Raw genomic sequence first — 24,323 nt, 5'->3', positions numbered from 1 at the left:
GGCGCAAGCCGCCTGTGCCGCTGATCACTTCCCTTTTTCGGGCGAAGGGGTTAGGGTTCGGATCAGGGAATGGGTCGTACCGCAGCAATGAAGACTGCGCCTTGCCGCCGCTTGCGCCGGCCGGGCGCCTCTGGGCTTGTGTTTGGGGGATTGGTGATGACCGCTCGACGTCCGTTTTGCCTGCCGATACTGGCGGCGCTCGCATGCGCGGCGCCCGGCATCGCGCAGGCGCAGGGCACCGACCCCACTTTGCGCGACAGTTTTTCGATCGGCGATCAGGGCGGTTCGCTGTGCGCGGTGCAGGCGACGGTGCGCGACCGCGTGATCGACGGGATGTTCGACCGCGCCTGGGTCATCCTATGCCGCGACACCAGCCAGCCGGTCGGCACCGTGCGCATGCTGCGCGCCAGCGCCGATGCGGCAAAAGCGCGGGTCGAGCGCGGCCGTGCCGCCGCCGTCACCTGCGCCGCCGACGGCACTTGCACGGTCAAGGACAGCAGCGTCGTGTGGCAGACGCGGATCGAGAGTGACGGCGACACCGCCTATGTCGTCGAGGGATTCGCCGCCTATGGCGACGCGCTCAACATCGCGCTCGATTCGATCCGCCAGCGCCGGGTCGTGCCCGGGGTGATCAAGGTCGCGACCACGTCGGTCGGCGGCAACGACGGTTTCGCGCGCACCCAGGCGGGCGCGATCGACGTCGACAAGGCATTGGCCGAGGGATACCGGCGCAACCACAGCGGCGATTATGCCGAGGCCGCCGAATTTTTCGAAACCCTGTCGCGCCGCACCCAGGGCGACCAGGCGGCGGCCGACATCGACCCTACCGAATTCACCCTGAACCGCGCGCTGCAACGATCGAACCTGGGCGAGTTCGGCGAGGCCGATCGGCTGTTTGCCGAGGCCGAGGCGGTGCCGACCAGTGACCCCGTCCAGCTGCGCCTGCGCCGCAATTTCCGCGCCATCCACGCGCTGAACCAGCGCGATTACGACGCCGCGGCCGCGCTGTTGCAAAGGCCTATCCCGCCGTTGACCAGCGCGGTCACCGTCGACGGCGCCAGCGTCACGCTGACCCCGACGATCGTCGCCGGGGTCAATAGCGGCAGCACCGCCCGCGCCGTCCAGCAAGGGTCGGATCGCGAGCGGCTGACCCCGATCGAACGCGGCCAGATCATCGATGCGCAGGCGGTCCACCTGCTCGGCACCGTCGAACGGCTGCGCGGCAATGGCGCCGCCGCCAAGGCGGCACAGCTCAAAGGCCTCACCGATGCGGTCGCGGTGCGCGAAGGCCGCGTTACCTCGATCGTGCGGCTGCGCTCGCAGATGCTGGGCGAACTCGCGCTTGCCGAAGAGGCGCTGGGCGATAGCGCCGCCGCCGACGCGCGCTTCATGGAATCGGTGAACGCGCTCGCGATCGAATATCCGGAAACCAACGCGCTCGCCTCGGCGCGGGCGCGCTATGCCGCCTTTCTGACCCGCCAAGGCCAGGACGACAAGGCGCTGGCGATCTATCGCGACGTCGTCGCCGAACTGGCGAAGTCGCAACGCTCGACCACCGGCATGGCGAACATGATGGCGCCCTATTACCGGCTGCTCGCCAGCCGCGCGGCGACCGATCCCGCCGCGGTCGGCGATTTCTTTGTCGCCAGCCAATTGCAGGTCCGCCCCGGCGTCGCCGACACCCAGGCGGTGCTGGCGCGCGAATTGTCGAGCGGCAGCGACGATGGCGCGCGATTGTTCCGTCAGGCGACGACGCTGAACCGCGACATCGAACGCGCGCGGATCGAGGATGCGCGGCTCGCGCAGCTGCCGGTGTCGCCCGAAATCAATGCGCTGCGCGCCGATCTCAAGACCCAGCTCGACAATCTGGCGTTCCAGCAGGCCGAATCGATCGCCGCGCTGTCGGCGTTTCCGCAATATCGCGTCGTCGCGCCGGGCAAGCTCGACCTCGCCGAGCTGCAACAGGTGCTGCGCCCCGACGAGGCCTATCTGAAGATGCTCGTCGTCGGCGATGCGGTCTATGCGATGCTGATCGAACCCGGCGGCGCGCGGCTGTGGCAATCGGACATCGGCGCCGCGGCGCTCGACACCGCGGTCGATACGCTGCGCTCGACGATCTCGATCGTCGAAAACGGGCGCCGCGTGACTTATCCTTTCGACGCCGCGACCGCGCATAAACTGTATGGCCAGCTGTTCGGCCCGGTCGCGCCCAGGCTGCCCAGCGTCGCGCATCTGATTTTCGAACCCGACGGCGCGATGCTGCGGCTGCCGATCAACCTGCTCGTCACCGCCGACACGGGTCTGGCGGCCTATCAGCAGCGGCTGCTCGATCCCGACGCCGATCCGTTCGACATGCGCGAAGTCGCGTGGCTGGGGCGCACGACGCGGCCGAGCACCGCGGTCTCGACCCTCGCCTTCCGCAACGCGCGGCAGGCGGCGCCGTCAAAGGCCGCGAACCAATATTTTGGGCTGGGGCAGAATCTGCCGGTCGGCGGCACGACGCTGCCCTCGCTCGGTACCCGCGGCGCTTCGGCGGGCGGCATCGACGGCGACTGCCGCTGGGACGTCGGACAATGGGCGCGCCCGATTTCCGCCGACGAGCTGGTCACCGCGCGCAACGCCATGGGCGGCGACGCGGGGACGCTGCTGACCGGCGGCGCCTTTACCGACAACGCGGTCAAGACGCGCGCCGACCTCAGCGATTATCGCATCATCCATTTCGCGACCCACGGGCTAGTCACCGCGCCGCGCCCCGCCTGCCCGGCGCGCCCGGCGCTGGTTACATCGTTCGGCGACGGCGATTCGGACGGGCTGCTCACCTTTCAGGAAATCTTCGACCTCAAGATCAACGCCGATCTGGTCATCCTGTCAGCGTGCGATACCGCGGGCGCGGCGTCGGTCGCTGCAACGCGCGAAGCCGGGCTGTCGGGCGGCGGCAACGCGCTCGACGGGCTGGTGCGCAGCTTCATCGGCGCCGGGGGCCGCTCGGTGATCGCCAGCCACTGGCCGGCGCCCGACGATTTCGATGCGACCAAGCGGCTGATCGGCGGACTGTTCGCCGCAGGTCAGGGCACCAGCGTCGCCGACGCGATGTGGGGGACGCAGATGCGGCTAATGGATGACCAGCGGACGTCGCACCCCTATTATTGGGCAGGCTTCGCAATCATCGGCGACGGTAGCCAGCCGCTGCTCCACGCCGGCGCCGCCACCGCCGACGCCGCCCCCGCGCAAGAAGGTGCCGGCCGCGCTGCCCGCTGATCCGATGCCCCTGTCCGATCCCAGCACGCCCGCGGCCGAAACCTCCGCGCCGGACGGCCAGCGGCTCGCGGTGCCGCTGCGCAAGCAGGTGCGCCGACTGGTCATGCAGCTCGGCCCATCGCGGATGGCGGCGACGATCGCCTTCCTGATCGTCGCGGTGCTGATCGCGCGCTTTAGCTGGCAGATGCCGCTGATCGATGCCGCGGAACGCGCGCTGTACGATGCGCGCGCAACGCTGATGGCGCCGCATGTCGAACAGGACAAACGCATCGTCCTGGTTACCTATAATGACGAAACCCTGTTCAACACCGGTATCCGCTCGCCGCTCGACCGCACCCTGCTCGCCAATGCGCTGGGCAATATCGACCAGATGGGGGCAAAAGCGATCGGCATCGATATTGCGTTCGATTCGCCGCGCCCCGACGACGAGGTGCTGAAGACGCAGCTGCGCGCGATGACGACGCCAACCTGGCTCGCCTATGCCGAGCAGGCGAGCAATCCGAACACGATCTTTTACGAACAGCAGAAGTTCCTCGAAGCCTTCATCGCCGCGGTGGCGACCGACAAGACCAAGCCGACGAGCGTCTTGTTCCGTACCGACGACGACAGCGTGATCCGCAACTGGCCCGACCGGCCGAAAAACCTGCCGCCGTTGATGTCCAATGCGATGGCGCCCGTCGATCCCGCGCATGCGAATTTCCAGGGCAATATCCGCTTTCTGGTACCGGCGCGCGCTGCCGCCGGACAGGAAGAGCCGGTCTTTGCCAATATCCCGATCGACACCTTCGCGATGCCGATGGATGCCGATATGCGCGCGGGCTTTTCAGAGCTGGTCAAGGATCGTTACGTCCTGATCGGCGGCGACATCATCGACAACGATCAGTTCAACACCCCGCTCAGCCGCTTCACCGATCCGATTACCGGCCAGCATGAAACGATGATCGGGCTGGAGGTCCACGCGCATATGCTGGCGCAACAGCTCGACAACGCGTGGTCGCGGCCGCTGTCGGCACCGGCGCTGTGGATTCTTGCGATCCTGATCGTACTGGCGGGGGGATTGACCAGCCTGATCGACCTGCGCGCGCGCTGGGTCGCGCTCGCCTTTTTCGGGCAGATGGCGTTTTTCGTCGCTTTCCCTTTCTGGTTGCAGGGCCGCGGCGTCGATACCACCACCCTGCCCACCTTTGGCTGGGCGATCGGCTGGCTGTTCGGCTATGCCGCGGTCGGCACCGCGGCGCGCACGATCGGGTCGCGCCAGCGTGCCTTTGCCCAATCGGCGCTCGGCAAATATCTGCCCGTCGATGTCGCGGCACAGATCATGCGCGATCCCGACCAGCTGTCGCTGCACGGTGAGCGACGCAACATCTTCTGCGTCTTTACCGACCTCGAAGGCTTTACCAAGCTCAGCCATGCGGTGACCCCCGAAACCGTCGCGCGGCTGCTCAACGCCTATCTCGACCGCCTGTCCGACATCGTGCTCGACCATGGCGGGACGATCGACAAGTTCGTCGGTGACGCGATCGTCGCCTTTTGGGGCGCCCCGCTCAGCCGCCCCGACGACGGGCCGCAGGCCGCCGCCGCAGCGCTGGCGATGTATGAGGCGGGCGAGAAATTCCGCGTCGACCTGGCTGAGGGCGTCCCGCCGCTAGGCATGACGCGCGTCGGGCTACATGTCGGCGACGCGATCGTCGGCAATTTCGGCGGCGAGGGGCGGATCCAATATACTGCGCTGGGCGACAGCATGAACACCGCGTCGCGGCTCGAAGCCGCGAACAAGAGCCTGAAGACCGGCGTCCTCGTCTCGGCCGAAGCCGCGGCGCGATCGGGCCGCGACGATCTGGTGCCGATGGGGCGGGTGACATTGCGTGGCCGCGCCCAGCCCGTCGACGTGCTGACCCCGCGCCCCGATCTTGCCCCCGACCAGCGCGCGCGCATCGCGGCGCTGGTTGCCGCGCACACCGCGGGCGATAAAGATGCCTATGTGACGGGCGCCACAGCATTGACCGCCGAATTTAGTCAGGATGCAGCCATCATGTTCCTGATAGAACGCCTCAACGATACCGAAAAAGGAGAAAGCTATGTCCTTTCCTGATCTGCCCATGCGGCGCCTGAGCCTGACCGCCGCCGCTGCCGTGATGGCGGTGGCCGTCGTCGGCACCGCCGCCGCGCAATCGATGGTCGTCCGCTCGACCGGACCCTCGGCGAGCAAATATCCGACCGGCGCCAAGCTGAAGTCGGCCGACAAGCTGACGCTGGTCGCGGGCGACAAGGTCGTGCTGATGCAGGCGGGCAAGACGCGCACCCTGTCCGGCCCCGGCACCTTTGGCGCCAGCGGCACGATCCAGGCGAGCCAGTCGATGAGCGGCACCGTCACCCGCATGCTCGCCAAGGGGCCGACGATGCGTTCGCGCGGCGGATTTTCCCGTGGCCCGGGCGATGCCGCACCGGTTGATGCGCGCGCACCGAACCTGTGGCTGCTCGACTACCGCGAAGCCGGCACCTTCTGCGTCGCCGACCCGGCAACGCTGATGCTGTGGCGTCCCAACATGGAGGGCGACACCGCGCTGGAAATCGAAAGCGCCGGCAAGAAGGCGACCGTCGCGCTGGTCGACGGCGCCAATTTCCGCAAATGGCCGACCGACACGCTGCCGGTACAATATGGCGTCGATTACCGACTGTCGGGTGGCGGCCTGCCCGCGCCGGTCAAGGTACGCTTCACCCCGCTGGAAAATGCACCCGACACGATCGAAGGGTCGGTCGACATGCTGATGGCAAAAGGCTGCGCGCCGCAGCTCAACCGGCTGGTCGATGCGATGTCGGAAGCCGAGGCCGGATAAGGTTAACCGAAATGTGGAAATATTGAACCGTCCGCTACCATCTGATAACAATAAGAAGAAAATCTGCCGATCCGTCGGCAGAAGCTTTCCTTGGGTCGAAAAATTCGCGCTGCCGGTGTTCGGCGGTGTCTGATGAATTGTCGCACCGCGATTTCGCGGCTGCGTTCGTACACAAGGGGTGGTGATGATCACGGGGGTTCAGGGGATATATACGGGGGTTCGGCCGAAGCGCGCCGCCCTTCGGGGCAGGCTGTGCGGTTCGGCGGCGCTGATCGCCGCGGCGCTGCCCGCGGCGGCGCTGGCCCAGGCGACCCCACAAATCCCGACCCGCGAGGAAATCCAGCAACCGACGCTGGCCCCGGTGACCCCGCCGAACGAGCGGGTCGTGTCGGCCGACGATGCCATCGAACGCGCACCCTGCCCGCTGGCCAACCCCGAATTTGCGACCGTCCGCGTCACGCTGCGCGCGGTCGAATTTTCCAGCGTCGAGGGGATCGACGCCGCGATGCTGACGCCGAGCTGGTCGGACAAGGTCGGACAGGATCTGCCGATTTCGGTCGTCTGCGACATTCGCGACCGCGCCGCGACGATGCTGCGATCGAAAGGCTATCTGGCGGCGGTTCGCGTGCCGCCGCAAACGATCGCTGACGGCGTCGTGCGGCTCGACATATTGGCGGCGCGGATGGCGCGGATCGAGGTGCGCGGCGATGCGGGCGCCAACGAACCGCTGCTGCAACGCTATCTCTCGCGGCTCGACGACCAGCCGGTGTTCAACATCGTCGACGCCGAACGCTATCTGTTGCTCGCACGCGACATCCCCGGGCTCGACGCGCGGCTGACGCTGCGTCCTGGCGCGGCGCCGGGCGAAGTCGTCGGCGAAGTGCTGGTGGCGCGCACCCCGGTGCTGTTCGATTTCAACGCGCAGAATTTCGGGTCGCGCGACGTCGGACGCTGGGGCGGTGTCGCGCGCGTGCGTCTTGCCGGGCTGACCGGCATGGGCGACCTTACCACCGCCAGCTTTTACTCGACCCCCGATTTCGACGAGCAGCAGGTCGTCCAGCTGGCGCACGAGTTCCGCGTCGGTGGCGAAGGGCTGCGCCTGGGCGCCAGCTATACCTACGCCTGGACGCGCCCCGACATCACCGCCTTTCCGATCAAGTCGAAGACGCAGATCGCCAGCCTGTTCATATCCTATCCGCTGACGCTGACGCAGGCGCGCCGCCTGACGATCGGCGGCGGGCTCGATTTGATCGATCAGGACATCGGGCTGGGCGGGGTGCCGATCAACCGCGACCGGCTGCGCGTCTTCAACCTGCGCGCCGACGCGAACTGGATCGACCCCGCTTCGGTCGCCGGGCGCGGCGGCTACAGCCCCAGCGAACCGCGCTGGGCGCTGTCGACCTCGCTCGAAGCGCGGCAGGGCGCCAGCTTTCTGGGGGCCAGCGACGATTGCGGCGCGGCGGGCGCCGCCTGTTTCCTGCCCGGCGCGGTGCCGCTGACCCGCGTCGAAGGCAAGCCCGACGCCTTCCTGCTGCGCGCCAACGCGCTTGCCGAATGGCGGCCGCACAAATTGTTCACGCTGTCGGCGGCGCCGCGCGCGCAATGGGCCAGCGATCCACTGCTCGCCTATGAGGAATTTTCGGGCGGCAATTTCACCGTCGGGCGCGGCTTCGATCCCGGGACCATCATCGGCGACAGCGGCGTCGGCGTCGCGCTCGAGGCGCGCTACGGCTCGTTCGTCCCCGCCAATACCAAGGCGTTCGCGGTCCAGCCCTTCGCCTTTTTCGACGCGGTATGGGTGTGGAACAAGGACAGCGCGTTCGCCGGGCTGAACCCCCAGAAACTCTATTCGGCGGGCGGCGGGGTGCGCGTCGCGTACGGCGATGTCGCGCGGCTCGACGTGACGGTGGCGGCGCCGCTGAACCGCGGCGGATTTCTGGCGCAAAAGCCCGATCCCAGGCTGCTGGTGTCGCTGACCACCCAGTTCGGCGTGAGGGCGCGCTGATGATTTTCGTATCGAGGACCAAAGCCATGCGTGCCACCATCGCTCCCACACCCGGCCACCGCGGCAAACGGCGCCTGCTGACCAGTTGCGCCATCGGTGCCGGGATGATCGCGCTGGCCTGTGGCGGGCCGGCGCTGGCGCAGGTCGCGGGGTCGGGGACGATCACCACCCTGCCCGCCGGGACGACGACTGGTACCGGCATGAACCCGGCGACGGTCAATGTGAACGGGCCGCAGACGATCATCGATTGGACACCCTCCAATGCCCCCGTCGGCGGCATCATCGACTTTCTGCCAGCCGGAAACACGCTCAACTTTGTCGGCAACAGCGTCGACTATATCGTGCTCAACCGCTTCATCGCGGCGTCGGGCACCCCGATCGCAGACCAGATCGCGCTCAACGGGACGGTGAACAGTGTCGTGTCGATCGCGGGTCTGCCGACGCTGCAGAACGGCCATATCTGGTTCTATAACGCCGGCGGCATCCTGATCGGCGCCACCGGGGTCATCAACGTCGGCAGCCTGGTGCTGACGACGAACGACGTCATCACAACCGGCGGCCTGCTGGGCCCGGCGGGCGAAATCCGCTTTCGCGGCGCATCGGGCAATGTCGCTCCGGTCAACATCGCGAACGGCGCGGCGATCAACGCCGACAACGCGTTCAATCCCGGCAGCAGCTATGTCGCAATCGTTGCGCCGCGCATCGTCCAGGCGGGTGGGGTGCGCGTCGATGGTTCGGCGGCCTATGTCGCCGCCGAACAGGCCGACATCCGCATCAACAGGGGGCTGTTCGACATCAATGTGCTGATCGGGGCGGAAGGCGGCAACGTCATCACCCACACCGGCAGCACCACGGGTCCGGCGCACGAACAGGACGATGTCGACCAGAGCCGCATCTATATGGTCGCCATTCCCAAAAATGATGCTGTCACCATGCTGGTTTCGGGCTCGATCGGTTATGACGATGCCGTATCGGCATCAACCGACCCCGACGGCGCGGTGCGGCTGTCGGCGGGGTATAATATCTTCAATGGCGAACTCGACGGCGCTCCGGCGAACGCCGCCGCCGCCAATATCACCGTCAACGACACCTTGTTTCGCAGCAACACCTTCGCGCGCGCCAGCGGCGCGCTGCTCGGCCAGCCGCTCCTTCAGGTGCCGACGGGCGGGCCGTCGAGCTTTGTGCCGCCGCCGCATTTGGGGCGCATCGTCGTCCAGGGTGACGGCAGGTTCATCGGCGACGCCAGCGCGACGTTCAACCTTGGCACCGGGCAGGTTATCGGCGCGACGGGCAATCTGACGATCGAGTCTAACGGCGCCAATGGCGCGGGCGGCAGTGCCACGGTGACGGTCAGCGGCGGCCAGTTGCTCACCGGCGGCATGCTCGCGGTGCTCGCGGGTGGCCAGATCGATGCGGCGACGGGCAACAGCACCGCGGGAGCGGCATCCTTCACGATGACCGGCGGCGTCGCCCGGCTTGGCGATCTGTTGGTCGCGGCCGATGCCGTCGCGGACGTGGGGACCGACGGGACCGCGGGAACCGGCACCGGCGGCACCGCGGCGATCAACCTGCTGGGCGGGGCGCTGAACGCCGCATCGGTGACGGCGTCGGCGACCGGCACCGGCGGCCGCGGGCCCGACGGCAGCGACGACAATGCAGCGAACATCATCCCCGGCGGCCCCGGCGGCACCGGCGTCGGCGGCAGCGCGGCGATCGTGATCGATGGGGCGGTGGTCACCGCGACCGGCGTCGTCGCCGCTTATGCCGAGGGTCGGGGCGGCGCCGGCGGCGATTTCAGCGCCTTTGGCGGTATTGCCGACGCGGCGGGCCGCGGCGGCAATGGTCAGGGCGGCACCGCGGCGATCGACATGGTGTCGGGAACGCTCAACACTGGCGACCTGATCGCCGGCGCGGGCGGCTTCGGCGGCGCCGGCGGCAATGTCTTTGCATCGAGCAGTTCGGGGTCGGTCACCGGCATCGGGATCGGCGGCACGGGCGGCAACGGCCAGGGCGGCACCGCGGCGCTCGACCTCGCCGCGCCGGTGAACGCGACGGGCGCGGTGACCAGCACCGCGGCGGCTCAAGGCGGCAACGGCGGCTTTGGCCTGCTCGGTGGCAGCGGCGGCGACGCGCTGGGCGGGCTGGCGCAGATCATCGTCACCGATTTCAACGCCGATCCGCTGTTCATGAACGTCGACGCCTCGGCGCGCGGCGGCGACGGCGCGTTCGGCAACAATGGCGCGGGCGGCGACGGCGGCGACGGCACCGGCGGCACCGGCCGGATCCAGGCGACCGGCGCCGACGGCCGCGCGACGCTGAGCCAGGCTAATTTCCAGACCGATGGCACCGGCGGCAACGGCGGCGGCGCCGGGTCGTCCTTTTTCGGCGCCGCAACCGTCGGCGCAGCGGGCGGCAGCGGCGGGTCGGGCCGCGGCGGCACGCTGGAAATCCTGGCCAGCGGCGGCGCCACCATCTTCCTCGATTCGGACGCCGGCGGGCTTGTCTCGCTGCGCAGCGACGGCGCGGGCGGGATCGGCGGCGACGGCGCGTTCAACGGCTTTGGCGCCGGCTTCATCGGCGGCGACGGCGGCGACGGCGGCGGCGCGACCGGCGGCACGGTGCGCCTGTTCGCCAATGGCGGCACGATCACCTCCAGCGGCAGTCCGGTCAACATCACCGCAAGCGGCATCGCGGGCACCGGCGGCGCGGGCGGCACCGGGACCAGCGGCAACGGCGCGGGGGGCGCCGTGCTGCAAACCAGCGGCGGGCTGGCGCTGATCGAAGCCGCTGGCGCCGCAACCCCGGCGCTGGTCAACCTGGGGGTGACGACGATCGCCGCCAATGGCGATGCCGCGGGACGCATCGAAATCCGCACCTCGGGCGGCGGCGCGGTACGGATGACCAGCCTGGCGGCCGCAGCGCTGGGCGACGCACCGCCAACGAACAATGACACCGCCGAAGCGCCTGCGGGCATTTTCTTTGCGGCAAATGGCGGCACGATCGCGGCGACCGGCAACATGACGCTGACCACCGACAGCTCGTTCGGCGCCTATGCGCAGTCGAACGGCACCGTCAGCGCCGGCGGCAACCTGACCATCGATGCGGGCGACCAGATCGACATCCGCCACGACGCCCGCGAAGGCACCGCGCCGACGCTTCAGGCCGTCGGCAATCTGACCGCGAGCGCGGGCAGCATCAGCGGCGCGCCGGGCAGCCTGCTGGACGCGGGCGGCACATTGACCCTCATCTCGACGCTGGGCGGCATCGGGGTCGACCGGCTCGACGCCAACGACATCGTGATGACCGCCGCGGGCGCGGCGTCGGTCGAGCATGCCGAAGCCGCGAATGATTTCACCGCCAGCGGCGCGAGTTTCCGTACCGGGCTGAATTCGATCATCACCGGGGGCGACATCACCGTCACCTCGCCCGGCGCGATCGACCTGGGCAATTCGACCGCGGGCGGCTTTGTTCAGGTCAATGGCCAGTCGATCCTGTTCAACACGATCAATGCCGGCGCCTTTGTCTTTCTGACCGCCAGCGGCAATGTCGCGGGCGCCGAAGGGATCGGCGGCGGATCGATCACCGCGGGCGGCAATATCAACCTGAACGCGACGCGCATCGCGATCACCGGCACCGTCACTGCGGGCGGTTCGTTGTTCGCCAACGGCAGCGCCGGCCCCGTCGCGATCAACCTGGCCAACAGCGACGATGACATTATCGTCGTCGCGAGCGGCGACATCAGCGGCACGTACAATGCGGTCGGCAACATCCGGCTCAATTCGCGCGCCAACATCAACGCGTCGGCAAACGCCACCGGCTTTGAAAGTTCGAGCAGCGGGCCACCGATCGCGGCGAGCGTTTTCGCCGATGCGGCGGGCAATGTCACCCTCGCGAACAGCAGCGCGGCGGGCATGCTCGGGGTCAACGCGGGCGGATCGGCGTCGCTGAGCGGGGTCAATGTGGGCGAAGACATCCTAGTGTTGGCGGGGACGACCGCGACGCTGGCCAACCTGACCGCGGGCGACGATCTGACCGCGATCGCCGCGGGCGGGATCATCGCCAATGGCCTGACCACCACCGGAACCGGCCCCGATAACGCGACGCTGACCTATCTGCCGGTCGGCCCCACGGGCATCAGCGGATTCCAGATCAATGCGTCTGCGCCCGACCTGTCGAACATCATTCTGACCGCATCGGCGGGTAATGTCGGCGGCGGCAATATCAATGCCTTTGACAATTTGACGCTGACCGCTGCGGGCGCGGTGACGACCACCGGCACCCTGCGGTCAGGGCAGGCGACCAGCATCAATGGCGACAGCATCGCCTTCGCTGCAATCGATGCGGGCAGCACGGTCAACCTGTCGGCCGCCAACGCGATCACCGGAACCAACATCGCGGCGGGCGGCGACATCAATGCGTTCGGTGACAGCATCGCGCTGACCGGCGCCGTCACCGGCGATGCGTCGTTCTTCGCCTTTGGCCTGGGCGGCCCGGTCGCGGTGAATCAGGCCGATGTGGCGGGGACGATCTCGATTTTTGCCGACGGCGATCTGACCGGCACCTTTGTGGCGGGCGGCGATGTGCGGCTGAATTCGAACGCCAACATTACCGCATCGGCAACGGCGAATGGCGGCTATGTCGATTTCAATGGTATCACGGCACAGGGCAATGTGTTCGTCGAAGCGGCGGGCAATGCCGCGCTGACGAACAGCGCCGCGGCGCGGATGTTCGGGGTCAGTGCGGGCGGATCGGCGACGCTAACCGGCGCCAGCGCAGGCGAGGACATGCTGGTCATCGCCGGGAACAATGCGTCGCTCAGCGGCGTCACCGCGGGCGACGATGTCGAGGTCCGCGCGGTGGGCGACCTCAACGCCGCGAACGTTCGCGCGACCGGCGCAGGCGCCGACACCGCGCTGCTCGTCTTTGCCGGCGGCAGCGGCTTTACGATCAATTCGGGCGAAGGCATCTCGGCGACCGACGGATCGGACATCGTCCTGTCGGCGGGCGGTGCGATCGCCGCGGCGACGCTGTCGGCGGGCGACGACATTCTGGTCACCACGCCCGGCGCCATCGCGATCAACGGCGCGGCGACGCTGGGCCTGGGGGTCACCGGCGGCAGCAGCGACATTCGCACCCAGGGCGGCAATACGGCGCTGGCGGGGCTCAACGCCTTCACCGACGTGCTGGTCACCGCGACCGGCACGCTCGACGCCACCGGTGCCGTGGCGGCGGGCCGCAATATCGCGATCACCGCCGCGGCGGCCAATCTGGCGACGCTGGCCAGCCCCGGCGGCAGCTTCGTCAGCACGCTCGACGCGGGCGGCAACCTGTCGCTCGTCACCGCGGGCGACATCGTCGGCGGCCGCGTGCGCGCCGGGGGCGATCTGACCCTGACCGGCGCGCGCATCGACATCGTCCGCGCCCAGACCACCGGCGCCGGGCCGCTGACGCTGACCGGGACGAACGGCGTCACCGCCACCAACATCCAGGCGGGCGGCACCACGCGACTGAATGCGAGCAACGGCGCCGTGACCTCCAGCGGGCTGCTCTCGACCGGCCCGGTGACGGTGACCGGCGACAGCATCAACCTGAACACCGGCGGCAATATCGTCTTTGCCGTCCTCGACGCCGATGTCGGCGACGCGGTGGTGACCAACGGGTCGGGGACGCTGACCATCACCTCCAGCGTCGTCGCGGGACGCGCCGCGCTGACGGCGCAGAACGGCAATGACATCGTCATTTCCGCGCTGGCCGCGAACGCCGCCGACATCATATCAACGGGCAATATTGTCGTGAACGGCGTGCTCACCGCGCGCAATATCGCGCTGGAATCGAACGACATCATCATCGCCAGCGGCGCGCGCGTCGGCACTGCGGGCAGCACCGAAACGCTGTCGATCGAAAACAACGACGTGTTCAGCCAGACCTTCGTCGGCGGCACCGGGACGCGGGGCGGCTTCCATCTCGATGCCAGCGAACTGACGCGGCTGTTCGGCACGAATATCGAAATCTTCGCGCCCGATGTGCAGGCAGTCAATAACACCTCGGTCGGCAGCAATACCCCGCCCGACGTCATCGTCGACAGCTTCACGCTCGCCGGGGGCGCGGCGGGATCGAACCTCGGCGCCAACGGCGCGCTGACCATCCGCACCCCAGGCAAGATGCGGGTCATCGGCAATGTCCAACTCACCGGCCTGTCCGACACCAACGCGCTCAACCTGTTCGCCGACGACGCGCTCGAGGTCATTCTGGGCCAGGGCACGGTGCGCCTGGTCAACGGCACCAACGCGGCCGGGCGGCTCAACATGGTGTCCGACGACATCATCGTCGCGACTCCCGCAGCGATCAGCGATGTCGGCGCCGCGACGACGACCGACGCAATCGAAACGCGCCTGGCGCAGAACGACGGGATCGTCATCGACGAAGGGTCTTTGTTCGCGCGGGGCATCCGCGCCGAAGTCTCCGGCGGTTTCTATGTCCAGAACAGCGGCGCCGGGACCGATTTCGCCAGCCGCCGCGGGCTGACCTTTGGTGCGGGCGGCATCGACGTGGTCACCAGCGGCGCGCCGCGGATCGTCATCAACGGGGTCCAGATCGGGGCGGCCGGCCAGGTGACCGGGCTCGATACCATCCCGCTGCTGACGATCGGCGGCGCGGCGCCGGTCGCGGGCGGCTTCGACCCGCGCTCGACCTTCAACGGCTGCGTCATCGCCAACGCCGCACGCTGCGCCTTTGTCGGCCTTGAAAACAGTTTCCCGGTGCAGGACGTCATCGAGGAAGAGGCCGATGCCGAGGATGACAATGGCGACGGCCAGAGCCTGCCGGTGCCGCTGATCACGATGCGCGACCTCGATCCGCTGAGCGGCGAACCTTTGCTCGACGATCCGGTCACCGGCGCGGGCAACGACGACCTGTGGACGCCGACCGAGGCGCCGTAGCGGGGCTAGGGTATGTCAATCGGGTTGACGCCTCCCCCAGCCGCAAGGCATGGGCGGCGGCATGACCGACGCCCCCGCCTCTCCGCTCAAGCTGTTCAACAGCCTGACGCGCCAGCTGGAAGAATTCCGGCCCGTCCACCCCGGGACGCTTGGCGATCCGGCTGACCCGCCGGAGGCGCGCGTCTATAGCTGCGGCCCGACGGTCTATAATTACCCGCACATCGGCAACATGCGCGCCTATGTCTTCGCCGACACACTGGGCCGCACGCTGTCGTTCAAGGGTTACAAGCTCACCCACGTCATCAACATCACCGATGTCGGCCACCTGACCGACGATGCCGATGCGGGCGAGGACAAGATGGAAAAGATGGCTGCGGAGAAAGCGCAGTCGATCTGGGACATCGCGCGCCATTATACCGAGGCTTATTGGGCCGACGTCAAGGCGCTCAACATCCGCCAGCCCGCGCATTGGTCGATCGCCACCGACTATGTCCCGCAGATGATCGAGTTCGCGAAGGCGATTGCGGAGAAGCACTGCTACGAGCTCGACGGCGGCCTCTATTTCGACACCTCGACCGTCGCCGACTACGGCGCCCTCGCGCGCGCGAAGACCGAGGATGGCGAGGGCCGTATCGAAGAGGTCGAGGGCAAGCGCCACGCCGCCGATTTCGCGATCTGGCGCAAGACCCCCGCGGGCGAAACGCGCCAGATGGAATGGGACAGTCCGTGGGGCCGCGGCGCCCCCGGCTGGCACCTCGAATGCTCGGTCATGTCCGAAGCCTTGCTCGGCTTTCCGTTCGACATCCACACCGGCGGCATCGACCATCGCGAGATCCACCACCCGAACGAGATCGCGCAGAACCAGGCGCACAGCTGCAGCGACGCCAGCGGCGCGCGCATCTGGATGCACAATAATTTCCTGATCGAACGCAGCGGCAAGATGAGCAAGAGCGCGGGCGAATTCCTGCGCCTGCAACTGCTGATCGACAAAGGCTACCACCCCCTCGCCTATCGGCTGATGTGCCTGCAGGCGCATTATCGCAGCGAGCTGGAGTTTTCGTGGGAGGGCTTGGGCGCGGCGCTGACGCGGCTCAAGCGCATGGTCGCGATCGTCGAAAAGCTACCTGAGGTGTCGGCAGATAGGATTGCCGATGCGGAGACGGGTGCCGACTTCAGTTGGATTGATAACGCGCTTAGCGCAGACCTCAATACAGCCGCTATGCTGCCCCTATTCGAACTGGCAATACAGACCAAGCAAGCGCCACCCGAAGAAAAACTGGTCGTAATAGCGAAAGTCGATGCCGTGTTGGGTTTGGATTTGCTCAATCTCACGCGCACCGACCTCCGCATCCGCCCCAAATCCGCCGCCATCACCGAAGCCGAAATCGAAGCCATGCTCACCCGCCGCAAGGAAGCGCGCGCGGCCAAGGACTTCGCCACCTCCGACAAACTCCGCGACGAGCTCATCGCCGCGGGGGTCGAGGTGATGGATGGCGACCCGCTCGGCTGGGACTGGCGGCTCGACGCCAATTAGAGGCTTGTTCCGGCTCGCCGGGATGCTAGCTTCGTTGCATGTCGCAACTGATCTGCTGGCTCCTTGTCGGTCTTGTCCATCTGGTCCCCGCGCTCGCACTGGTCTGGCCCGCGCTGATCACGCGGCTCTATGGCATTGCGCCGGGCAACCCGCTGTTCGTGCTGATGCACCACCGCGCCGCGCTGTTCTTCGCGGTGCTCGCCGCCTGCGTCTGGGCCGCGTTCGACCCCGGCGGGCGCAAGCTTGCGACCCTGCTCGCCGCGATCTCGATGCTCAGCTTCCTGTTTCTCTATCAATCCTATGGGCGCCCTGCGGCGCTCACCACCATCGCGCTCGTCGACCTGATCGGCCTTATCCCGCTCGCCTGGGCGGGCTGGCACGCATTTCAGCAGTAGGAATCTTATGACCAAGACCGTCACCGTCCTGTCGGGCCTGATCCGTCCGCTCGTCGAAAACCGCCTGCCCGACTGGGTCGAACCGCGCTTCTTCCAGTCGAAGGACGAAGCGCTCGCCCTCGCACCCAACGCCGAAATCGGCTGGTTCGACATGTACGACAAGAAGGATATGGCGGCGGTCATCACCGCCGCGACGAAGCTGAAATGGCTGAACTCGATCTATGCCGGGGTCGATGGGATGCCGCTCGATTTGCTCGCCCAGCGCGGCACGATTGTGACCAACGGTGCCGGGATCAACGCGATCACCATCGCCGAATATGTCGTCATGGGCATGCTTACCGTCGCCAAGGGGTATCGCGACGTCGTCCGCGCACAGGAGCGCCGCGAATGGCTGATCGATTCGCCGGGCAAGGTCGAGCTGTTCGGATCGAAGGCGCTGCTGCTCGGCTATGGCGCGATTGGCAAGCTGATCGAGGAACGGCTGAAGGCATTCGCGGTCGACGTTACCGTGGTGCGCCGTTCGCCGGGTGAGAACACGCTGACCCCCGATCAGTGGCAGGCGCGGCTTGGCGGTTTCGACTGGGTGATCCTGGCGGTCCCCGCAACCGCCGAGACCGATGGCATGATCGGCGCCGCCGAGCTCGCGGCGATGAAGCCGACCGCAACGCTGATCAACATCGCGCGCGGCAGCGTCGTCGATCAGGACGCGCTGGTCGCGGCGCTGAACGAAAAGCAGATCGCCGCCGCGTTCCTCGACGTCACCACCCCCGAACCGCTGCCCGCCGATGACCCGCTGTGGAGCCTCGACAACGCGCACATCACCATGCATCTGTCGGGCCGCGCGCAGGACAAGATGTTCGTGCGGTCGGCGCAGCGGTTTCTGGAGAATCTGGAGCGCTGGAACAAGGGCGAGGCGGTGGAGCCGCGGGTCGATCTGACGCTGGGGTATTAGCCCGGCCGCTCGGCCTTCAACTCGCGTACCAGTGGCTGCAAATGCGCGTCATATTTCGCCAGCATCGTATGCGCCCCGGCAAAGTCGTAAAAGCTCACCAGTTCGCGCCCGTTCCAGCGGTGGAGCGCATAGGCGGGGTCTTCGGCGACGATCATCGGCCGGTCGTCGGGGCGGTCCGCGTCGATCGGGCGCAGGTCGAGCGAGACCTGCGGCGCGGTCGAAGAACAGATCGCGACGGTGCGCCCTTCCCAGGCCACGGTGACGCTGCGGTGGAGATGACCACAGATCAGCCCGCGCACCTGCGGATGTTTTCGCACCACATCGGTAAAAAGCGTCACCCACGGCTCGTCGGGATGGGTGTTCATCCATTCGATGCCGCTTTCGACCGGCGGGTGGTGCATCACGATATAGGTCGGCTTGGCGGCGTCCTTCGCCAGTTCGGCGTCGAGCCACGCCGCGCGCGCTTCGCAAAACGCCCCGCCGTGGCGCCCCTCCTCCAGCGTATCGATCGTCACCAGCCGCATTTCGGGCAGTTCGATCGTGTATTGGACAAAGCCGTTGCCGTCGTCGAAGCCCGGAAACTGGGCGTGGAAATTATCGCGCAAATCATGATTGCCGACGCTGGGCCAGACCGGAAAGGGGCAGCGCGAAAAGGCGTTGGCGAGGCGGCGATAGCTGTCTTCGTCGCCGCGGTCGGTAATATCGCCGGTGGCGAGCAACAGGTCGGGGCGGTTCGGCCCATCGATCAGCAGGTCCAGCACCTCGTCGAGGCGCTTGCGGTTATATTCGGCCGGATTGTCCGGATCGAACCCCAAATGGATATCGGTGATCTGCGCGACCAGCACATCCGTCCCCTGCTCCGGCCCGTTATCGGCCCCGGTTCTAAACCTATCCGCCCCGCCGTGCCCCGTGCAAGGCAGGTGTGCGCCACGTCACATTGTAAAGACCCCGTGCCCCGATGCCTGTGATCCCACTCACACCATAGGTAGCACGCAGGGGTTTATTTGTGATTGCCGCGGCATTACCCTTCCGCTGGCGGTTCGGCACCCACGGCTGGCCGCCGTCCGAATGATATTCATGGCACATCGCGCAAGGCGATTCGGTCGCGGTTTCGACCTTCACCAGCCGCGCGCCGCCCTCGCCGACATGACAGTCGCGGCATTGGCGCAGACCGGGGACGAGCAGGTCGGCCGACGCTTTCGACGCGGGCGCTGCGGTGTGGCAGTCGGCGCAATCGGTTTCGCGGTGCGCGTCATGGTCGAACCAGCCCTTTTGCAGGTAACGCGCCGTCTGGTTTACCGCCGCGACGCGCCAGTTACTCCCCGCCTGCGGCGCAAAGATCGTGTGGCAATCATAACAAGCGCCGCCTTTTGAAAAGACCGCGCGCACCGCATCCTCGGCGCGGCTGGGGCGCACCGCAACCTCGCGAAAATAGATATTATACACCTGCCCCTCGGCATAGGCGCCGGGACGCCGCCGCTGCATCCCGCCGAGTTGCAGCGGGCGCGCCGGCGGGGTTGAGCGATAATAGGCGGTGAGGTCGGCGACGACCTGTCCAGGCTCGCCGTGGCGCAAGGTGCGCGTCGTGCCGCCAACCGTCTCGAACGCCAAGCTGTGGCACATCGCGCAATCGCGCTCCATCTCGACCGGCTTGACGCGCACCCCGTCGGCCTCGACACGGTGGCAATTCTCGCACTCCAGCTTTTGCCCGAAATCATAGCGGCCGCGGAAACTCGCCGCCATCCGCGCAACCCCGCCAGTCGCCTGCAAATGCATATCGTGCGGGAATTTCAGCCCGTTATAATCGATCGTGCCCTTGCCCGGCGCAGCGCGCGCCAGCTTGGCGGCCGGCGCGGCGCGGACGAGCGGGCGGAATTCGGGGTGGCCGGTGCCGAAATCACCAGCATCGGCGAGCATTGTCGGATGCCCCGCCGCCTTCAACCGGCCCTGCATCCTGTCGTGGCAATCGGCGCAGAATTTCTGCGGGGTCGCCGCCATCGGTCCGGCGCCCTCATGCTCGGTATGGCAATCGACGCAGCGCCCCTGCGGCCGGTTGAACGCTTCGCCGACGTTCGCCAGCAATTTGTCGAACCCGCCGTCGGGCGCGCGCGCGGCGAGCAGCATCGCGGTCGGCGCCCCGGCGTGCGCCATGCTCATCGTCTTATGCTCGCCGGTGTGGCAGTTGACGCAGGCCTTGTCGGTCACCGCGACGAACGGCTCGACATGGCACGACTGGCAATCGTCCTTCAGGCTGGCGTGTGCGCTCGACAGCGGCCCCGACAGCCAGCTGCTGTCGGCATGAAAGCCGTCGGGTCGCTCGTTCACATTCTTGTAGCTGTACCAGGCCCAGATCGGCCCGACCAGAAAGGCGAGCAGCATCAGGACGCCAAATGCCCACGCCCCGATCCGCTTGCCGAACATCACGCCTTGCAGCGAAAAGGCTTTAACCTCGTCGACGTCCTTCGACGACTGCGACAGCTCGTCGATCCGCTCGACAAGCAGGATGATATTCTCCCCCTCGCGCGCGATGGTCAGCCGGTGGCCGCCGAAACGCAGCTCGCCGCCCGCAGCGCTGTCGATGTCGGCGACGGTTTGGCTGCGCCCGTTGAGGTCGAAGCCCAGCCCCTCGCTCGCCGCGACGCGAACGGTGCGCCCGTCGGCGCTGCTGATCGTCGCGTGCTGCGGGTTCACCGCCAGGTCGGCGACGTGGATCGTGTTCCCGCCTTCGCGGCCGAGGGTGATCACCTCGCCGGGCAGCGGCTGATCGCGAATGATCTGCTTGCCCGTTTTGGTCGTCGAAATGCGGCGCAGGATGAAGCTCATCGTCCCCGCCTCACCAGTAAAAGAACACGCTGATGATGTGCGCCGACAGCGCCGCGATCAGCGCGAAGGTCAGCGGCACATGCACATGGAGCCAGATTTCGAGCAGCGCGCGCAGCCGCAGATGCGCGCGCAGCCGCGCCAGTGCCGCGACCTTCTGCTTCAGCAACCCGACAACCTTGTCGCGCGCCGCCGCATCGCTGCTGTGCGACGCCGCCAAAGTGCGCAGCGCCGCCGCGGTGGCGCAGTTCGGATAGCGTCCCGACAAGCGCGCTGCGACCCCGCCCGCGAACGGGTCTTCGTCGAGTGCCGCCAGCACCGGCGCGGTATCGGCTGGGGTCAGCGGCTGCGCGGCGGTATGAAGCTGCCGGTCGAACGCGCGGATCGCCTCCAGCATCTGCATCTGCGTCATTTCGTCGCGGTTGTTCGACAGCGCGGCGGGCAAGGTCGCATAGACGATCACCCCGTACAGCCCCGACAGGATGACCAGCATCATCAGCGCCCACGCCAGCGTGTGGACGTTCCAGCCGAGCTGGAACCCGGTGTGCCAGGTGCCGATAACGATCAGGCTGAGCCCGAGATAGACATGCGCCGAGGTCCAGGCTTTCAGCGACCAATAATCGCTGGTCATCTTGCGCTTGCGATAGCCCAGGGCGGTGAGCCACAGGATCAGCGCGGCGCCGATCGTGCCGAGCGTATAGCCGTACCAGCTGCCGCCATTGTGCCGCGGCGTGACATCGACCATCGCGTAGGAGATGATGATCAGCAGGCACAGCCCGCCCGAAATCTTTGCCCAGCGAAAGCCCGCGTAGCGCAGGAACCCCTCATGCTTGCGCTCGCGCACCCGCTCGGTCTGGGTGGCCTTGTTGCGGCGGCGCTGAAACAGGCTCGCCATCAGCCGGCATCCTCTTCGAGCCGCGCGATCGACAGAAACTCCTCGGGCGACACGCGGATCGCAGCCCCCGTCGGACAGGCGCGAACGCACGCCGGGCCGCCAGCGATGCCCTTGCACATGTCGCATTTGACCGCGATCTTCTTGGGCTTCTCGTCGCCCAATTGCTTCTTGGTCCATTTGGGCGACGGTTCGCCCGGCCCCGGCCCAAAACCGGTGAGCAGCCAGCGCAGCAGGCTCGGCTTTTGCGGCGGCGCCGCCTCCATGCGGATCACGCCATAGGGGCAGTTACGCATGCAATTGCCGCAGCCGATGCAGCCCGGCTCCATGAACACCTCGCCATCGGGGCCGCGGTGGATCACGTTCGGCGGGCAGTCGGCCATGCAGTGCGGATGCTCGCAGTGGCGGCAACTGGTCGGCACGTGCAGATGCGCGAAAGTCTTGCCCGCCTCGCGGTCGAGCCGCGACAGCCCTTCATGGCTGTCGGCGCAGGCCTTTTCGCAATTGTCGCACCCGACGCACAGATTCTCGTCGATCAGCAGCGCGTCGGTCGCCTCGCCCAGCCCTTCTTTCATGATGAAAGTCGCGGTGTCCGAATAGAGGTCGACCGCGCTCGAATAGCTCGCCTTGCGCGATTCGATGAAGTCGTTCATCGCCGCGCGCTCGGCGACCGCCGCCTCGGTCGCGGCGCGCACCTGCGGCCGCGCCGCCAGCATGTCCTTGAACTGCTGCCCCTTCATCCGGATCACTTCACTGGCGACCGCGGCCTTGACCGTGGCGTTGCGCGGCTCGCCGCTGAGCACCGCCATTTCGCCGAAAAAGCTGCCCGCAGGCAGGTAGCGGAGGAAGATCGGTTTGCCGCCGATGTCCTTTTCGACCACCATCGATCCCGACCGGATGACATAGACATCGTCACCCGCATCGCCCTCAGCCAGCACGACTTTCCCCGCCGGAAAGCGTTCGATCGCCGGATCCTCGACGATCGGCTGGAGATCCTCGACCGTCAGCCCGCCCTTGAAAATCTGGAGCAGCTGGCGTTCGAGCGAGATGCGGTTGATGACGCGTTTGGCGCCCGGCACCGCTGCCATCAGCTTCAGCGCCGCGGTGCGCGACACCTCGACAAAGATCGCATCCTCACCCGCGCGGATCGTCGCGCCGCGCTTGCGCCCCGAAATCAGCCCGACCTCGCCGAAAATCGATCCCTGTTCGATCGGCACATTAATTTCGGGGCCGACTTCGACCACCGCATGGCCGTCGGCGATCGCAAACAGCGACGACCCCGGTTCGCCCTTTTCGAACACGACGTCGCCCTTGGCGTAAAAGGCGACCTTCGAATCGAGCATGAACTCGCGCATCTGCAGCGGCGAGACATCGGCGAAGATGCGGATGCGGGTGCGCAGATAGTCGAGCCATTCGCTGACCGATTTCTGCTGTGGCAACCCCGCAAAGATCGCCGCCAGATCCTTTTCGTCGGCGGGGGTCAGCGCCTGATTGCCGTTGATGAATTCGACGACGTCATAGCCCTGGTTCATGCAATGCTTGATCAGCGGATAGCCCGCGAGCGCACCGATGACGTAGAGGCCGGGCACCGTCGTCTCGAACGTCGGCGACAATTTAGGAAAGGCTTCGCGGTCGGGGCCGGTAAACTCGATCCCCATCGATTCGACGAAACCGCGCGGCGCCACCGACCCCAGCCGCGCGACGATCACGTCGCATTCGATCTTTTCCTCACCCGTCGGGGTTTCCAGCGTCAGCCACCCGGCCTCGACCAGCTTCGGCTGGGTTTCGGTGCGGATCGACATAAAGCCATTTTCGCCCGCTTCGGTCATATCGGCGACATTCTTCGCCTTGGCGCGGGCAAAATCCTTCGACCGGTTGAGGATGGTGACGGTGTTTTCCAGCGCTTCCTCGGCGACACCCAGCGCATTTTCGATCCCCGCGTCGCCCGATCCGACGACGGTGATATGCTTGTCCTTGAAATCCTCGGGATCGTCGACCTGATAGATGATGTGCGGCAGGTCGGCGCCCTCGCAGCGCATCCGGTTCGGATTGCCCTGGGTGCCGATCGCCAGCACAATATTCTCGGCGTGAAAGACGTCGCCCTTCGCGGTCCTGATCGCGAACGCACCTTTTTCGCCGGTCACTTCGGCAACCTCGGCGTGATAGGCGACATTCACCTTGTTGTTCGCGGCATCCTCGTCCCAATTGCCAAGGATATATTCGCGCGCGCCTTCGGCAAAGCGGCAGTCGGAGCGCAGGTCGAGCCGCTCGGGCGTCGCCAGCACGCGCTTGCCCTTTTGATATTTGAAGATCGTGTCCGACAGATGGTCGGTCTTTTCGAGCAAGATGTGGCTGAGCCCGAGCTGCGCGGCGCGCGATGCGGCGCTCAGCCCCGCCGGCCCCGACCCGATGATCGCGACCTTGACCGGCTCGCTCATGGGCGCGGCAGCGGGCGGCAAATGCCGCGCATCCAGTCGCTGGCCGTGATGCTTACGAACGCGCGCACGGGCATCCCTTCCCCCTCTCGCCAGCCCCCCGGCGAACTCATAACGGATGCGACCCGGACTAATGTCCTGGATGAAAAGCTATGCCCTTGAAAGCGGGGAAAGGTCAACCGGTAGCGGCGGACAATCGTTGCGCGGCGGGTCCATCGGCAGGGGCACTGGTGCGGCGGGCCCTGGCGCCCGATTTC

General features: G+C 67.0%; 12 protein-coding genes. 8 read left to right on the top strand and 4 right to left on the bottom strand.

Going from position 1 to position 24,323, the window contains the following annotated elements:
* Positions 1-156: 156 nt before the first annotated feature.
* The 8 genes from ACTIFP_RS08675 to ACTIFP_RS08640 all read left to right on the top strand — a co-directional run bounded on the left by ACTIFP_RS08675 (position 157) and on the right by ACTIFP_RS08640 (position 17,919).
* Positions 157-3,258 carry a CHAT domain-containing protein gene (locus ACTIFP_RS08675; RefSeq protein ID WP_439568315.1) on the top strand — a complete coding sequence of 1,034 codons (3,102 nt, stop codon included), beginning with the start codon at positions 157-159 and terminating at the stop codon, positions 3,256-3,258.
* A 4-nt stretch (positions 3,259-3,262) separates the two neighbouring features.
* Entirely contained in the window at positions 3,263-5,350 is a 2,088-nt protein-coding gene (locus ACTIFP_RS08670; RefSeq protein ID WP_439568314.1) for a CHASE2 domain-containing protein, read from the top strand.
* Complete coding sequence (locus ACTIFP_RS08665; RefSeq protein ID WP_439568313.1) at positions 5,337-6,095, top strand: hypothetical protein; 759 nt, start codon at positions 5,337-5,339, stop codon at positions 6,093-6,095. Before ACTIFP_RS08670 ends, ACTIFP_RS08665 begins: the two co-directional genes overlap by 14 nt.
* 184 nt (positions 6,096-6,279) lie before the next feature.
* Positions 6,280-8,100 (top strand): ShlB/FhaC/HecB family hemolysin secretion/activation protein, encoded by a 1,821-nt coding sequence (locus ACTIFP_RS08660; protein ID WP_439568312.1) that lies wholly within the window; start codon positions 6,280-6,282, stop codon positions 8,098-8,100.
* 26 nt (positions 8,101-8,126) lie between these two features.
* Positions 8,127-15,038, top strand: coding sequence for a hypothetical protein (locus tag ACTIFP_RS08655; RefSeq protein WP_439568311.1), 6,912 nt, complete (start codon positions 8,127-8,129; stop codon positions 15,036-15,038).
* A gap of 61 nt (positions 15,039-15,099) precedes the next feature.
* Entirely contained in the window at positions 15,100-16,572 is a 1,473-nt protein-coding gene (cysS, locus tag ACTIFP_RS08650) for a cysteine--tRNA ligase (protein ID WP_439568310.1), read from the top strand.
* Positions 16,573-16,610: 38 nt separating this feature from the next.
* A complete protein-coding gene (locus ACTIFP_RS08645) occupies positions 16,611-16,967 on the top strand; it encodes a hypothetical protein (RefSeq protein WP_439568309.1) in 357 nt (118 codons plus the stop codon).
* A gap of 7 nt (positions 16,968-16,974) precedes the next feature.
* Positions 16,975-17,919 carry a D-2-hydroxyacid dehydrogenase gene (locus tag ACTIFP_RS08640; protein WP_439568308.1) on the top strand — a complete coding sequence of 315 codons (945 nt, stop codon included), beginning with the start codon at positions 16,975-16,977 and terminating at the stop codon, positions 17,917-17,919.
* Here ACTIFP_RS08640 and ACTIFP_RS08635 read toward each other — a convergent pair.
* Genes ACTIFP_RS08635 through ACTIFP_RS08620 form a run of 4 tightly spaced genes read right to left on the bottom strand, consistent with a single transcriptional unit; the run spans position 17,916 to position 24,069 of the window.
* Positions 17,916-18,764, bottom strand: coding sequence for a metallophosphoesterase (locus tag ACTIFP_RS08635; protein ID WP_439568307.1), 849 nt, complete (start codon positions 18,762-18,764; stop codon positions 17,916-17,918). The two genes, ACTIFP_RS08640 and ACTIFP_RS08635, sit on opposite strands and share 4 nt — an antisense overlap.
* Before the next feature lie 43 nt (positions 18,765-18,807).
* Positions 18,808-20,742, bottom strand: a complete 1,935-nt coding sequence (locus ACTIFP_RS08630; RefSeq protein WP_439568306.1) for a cytochrome c3 family protein — start codon at positions 20,740-20,742, stop codon at positions 18,808-18,810.
* A gap of 10 nt (positions 20,743-20,752) precedes the next feature.
* Positions 20,753-21,634: a hypothetical protein gene (locus ACTIFP_RS08625; RefSeq protein WP_439568305.1), complete on the bottom strand. Its 882-nt coding sequence runs from the start codon at positions 21,632-21,634 to the stop codon at positions 20,753-20,755.
* Complete coding sequence (locus ACTIFP_RS08620; protein ID WP_439568304.1) at positions 21,634-24,069, bottom strand: cyclic nucleotide-binding domain-containing protein; 2,436 nt, start codon at positions 24,067-24,069, stop codon at positions 21,634-21,636. The genes ACTIFP_RS08625 and ACTIFP_RS08620 overlap by 1 nt, the downstream gene beginning before the upstream one ends.
* Between the last annotated feature and the right edge of the window lie 254 nt (positions 24,070-24,323).

Origin of the sequence: Sphingopyxis sp. (assembly GCF_051861155.1) — a bacterium.
Lineage (GTDB): Bacteria > Pseudomonadota > Alphaproteobacteria > Sphingomonadales > Sphingomonadaceae > Sphingopyxis.
This window is presented reverse-complemented; position numbering and strand designations above follow the sequence as displayed.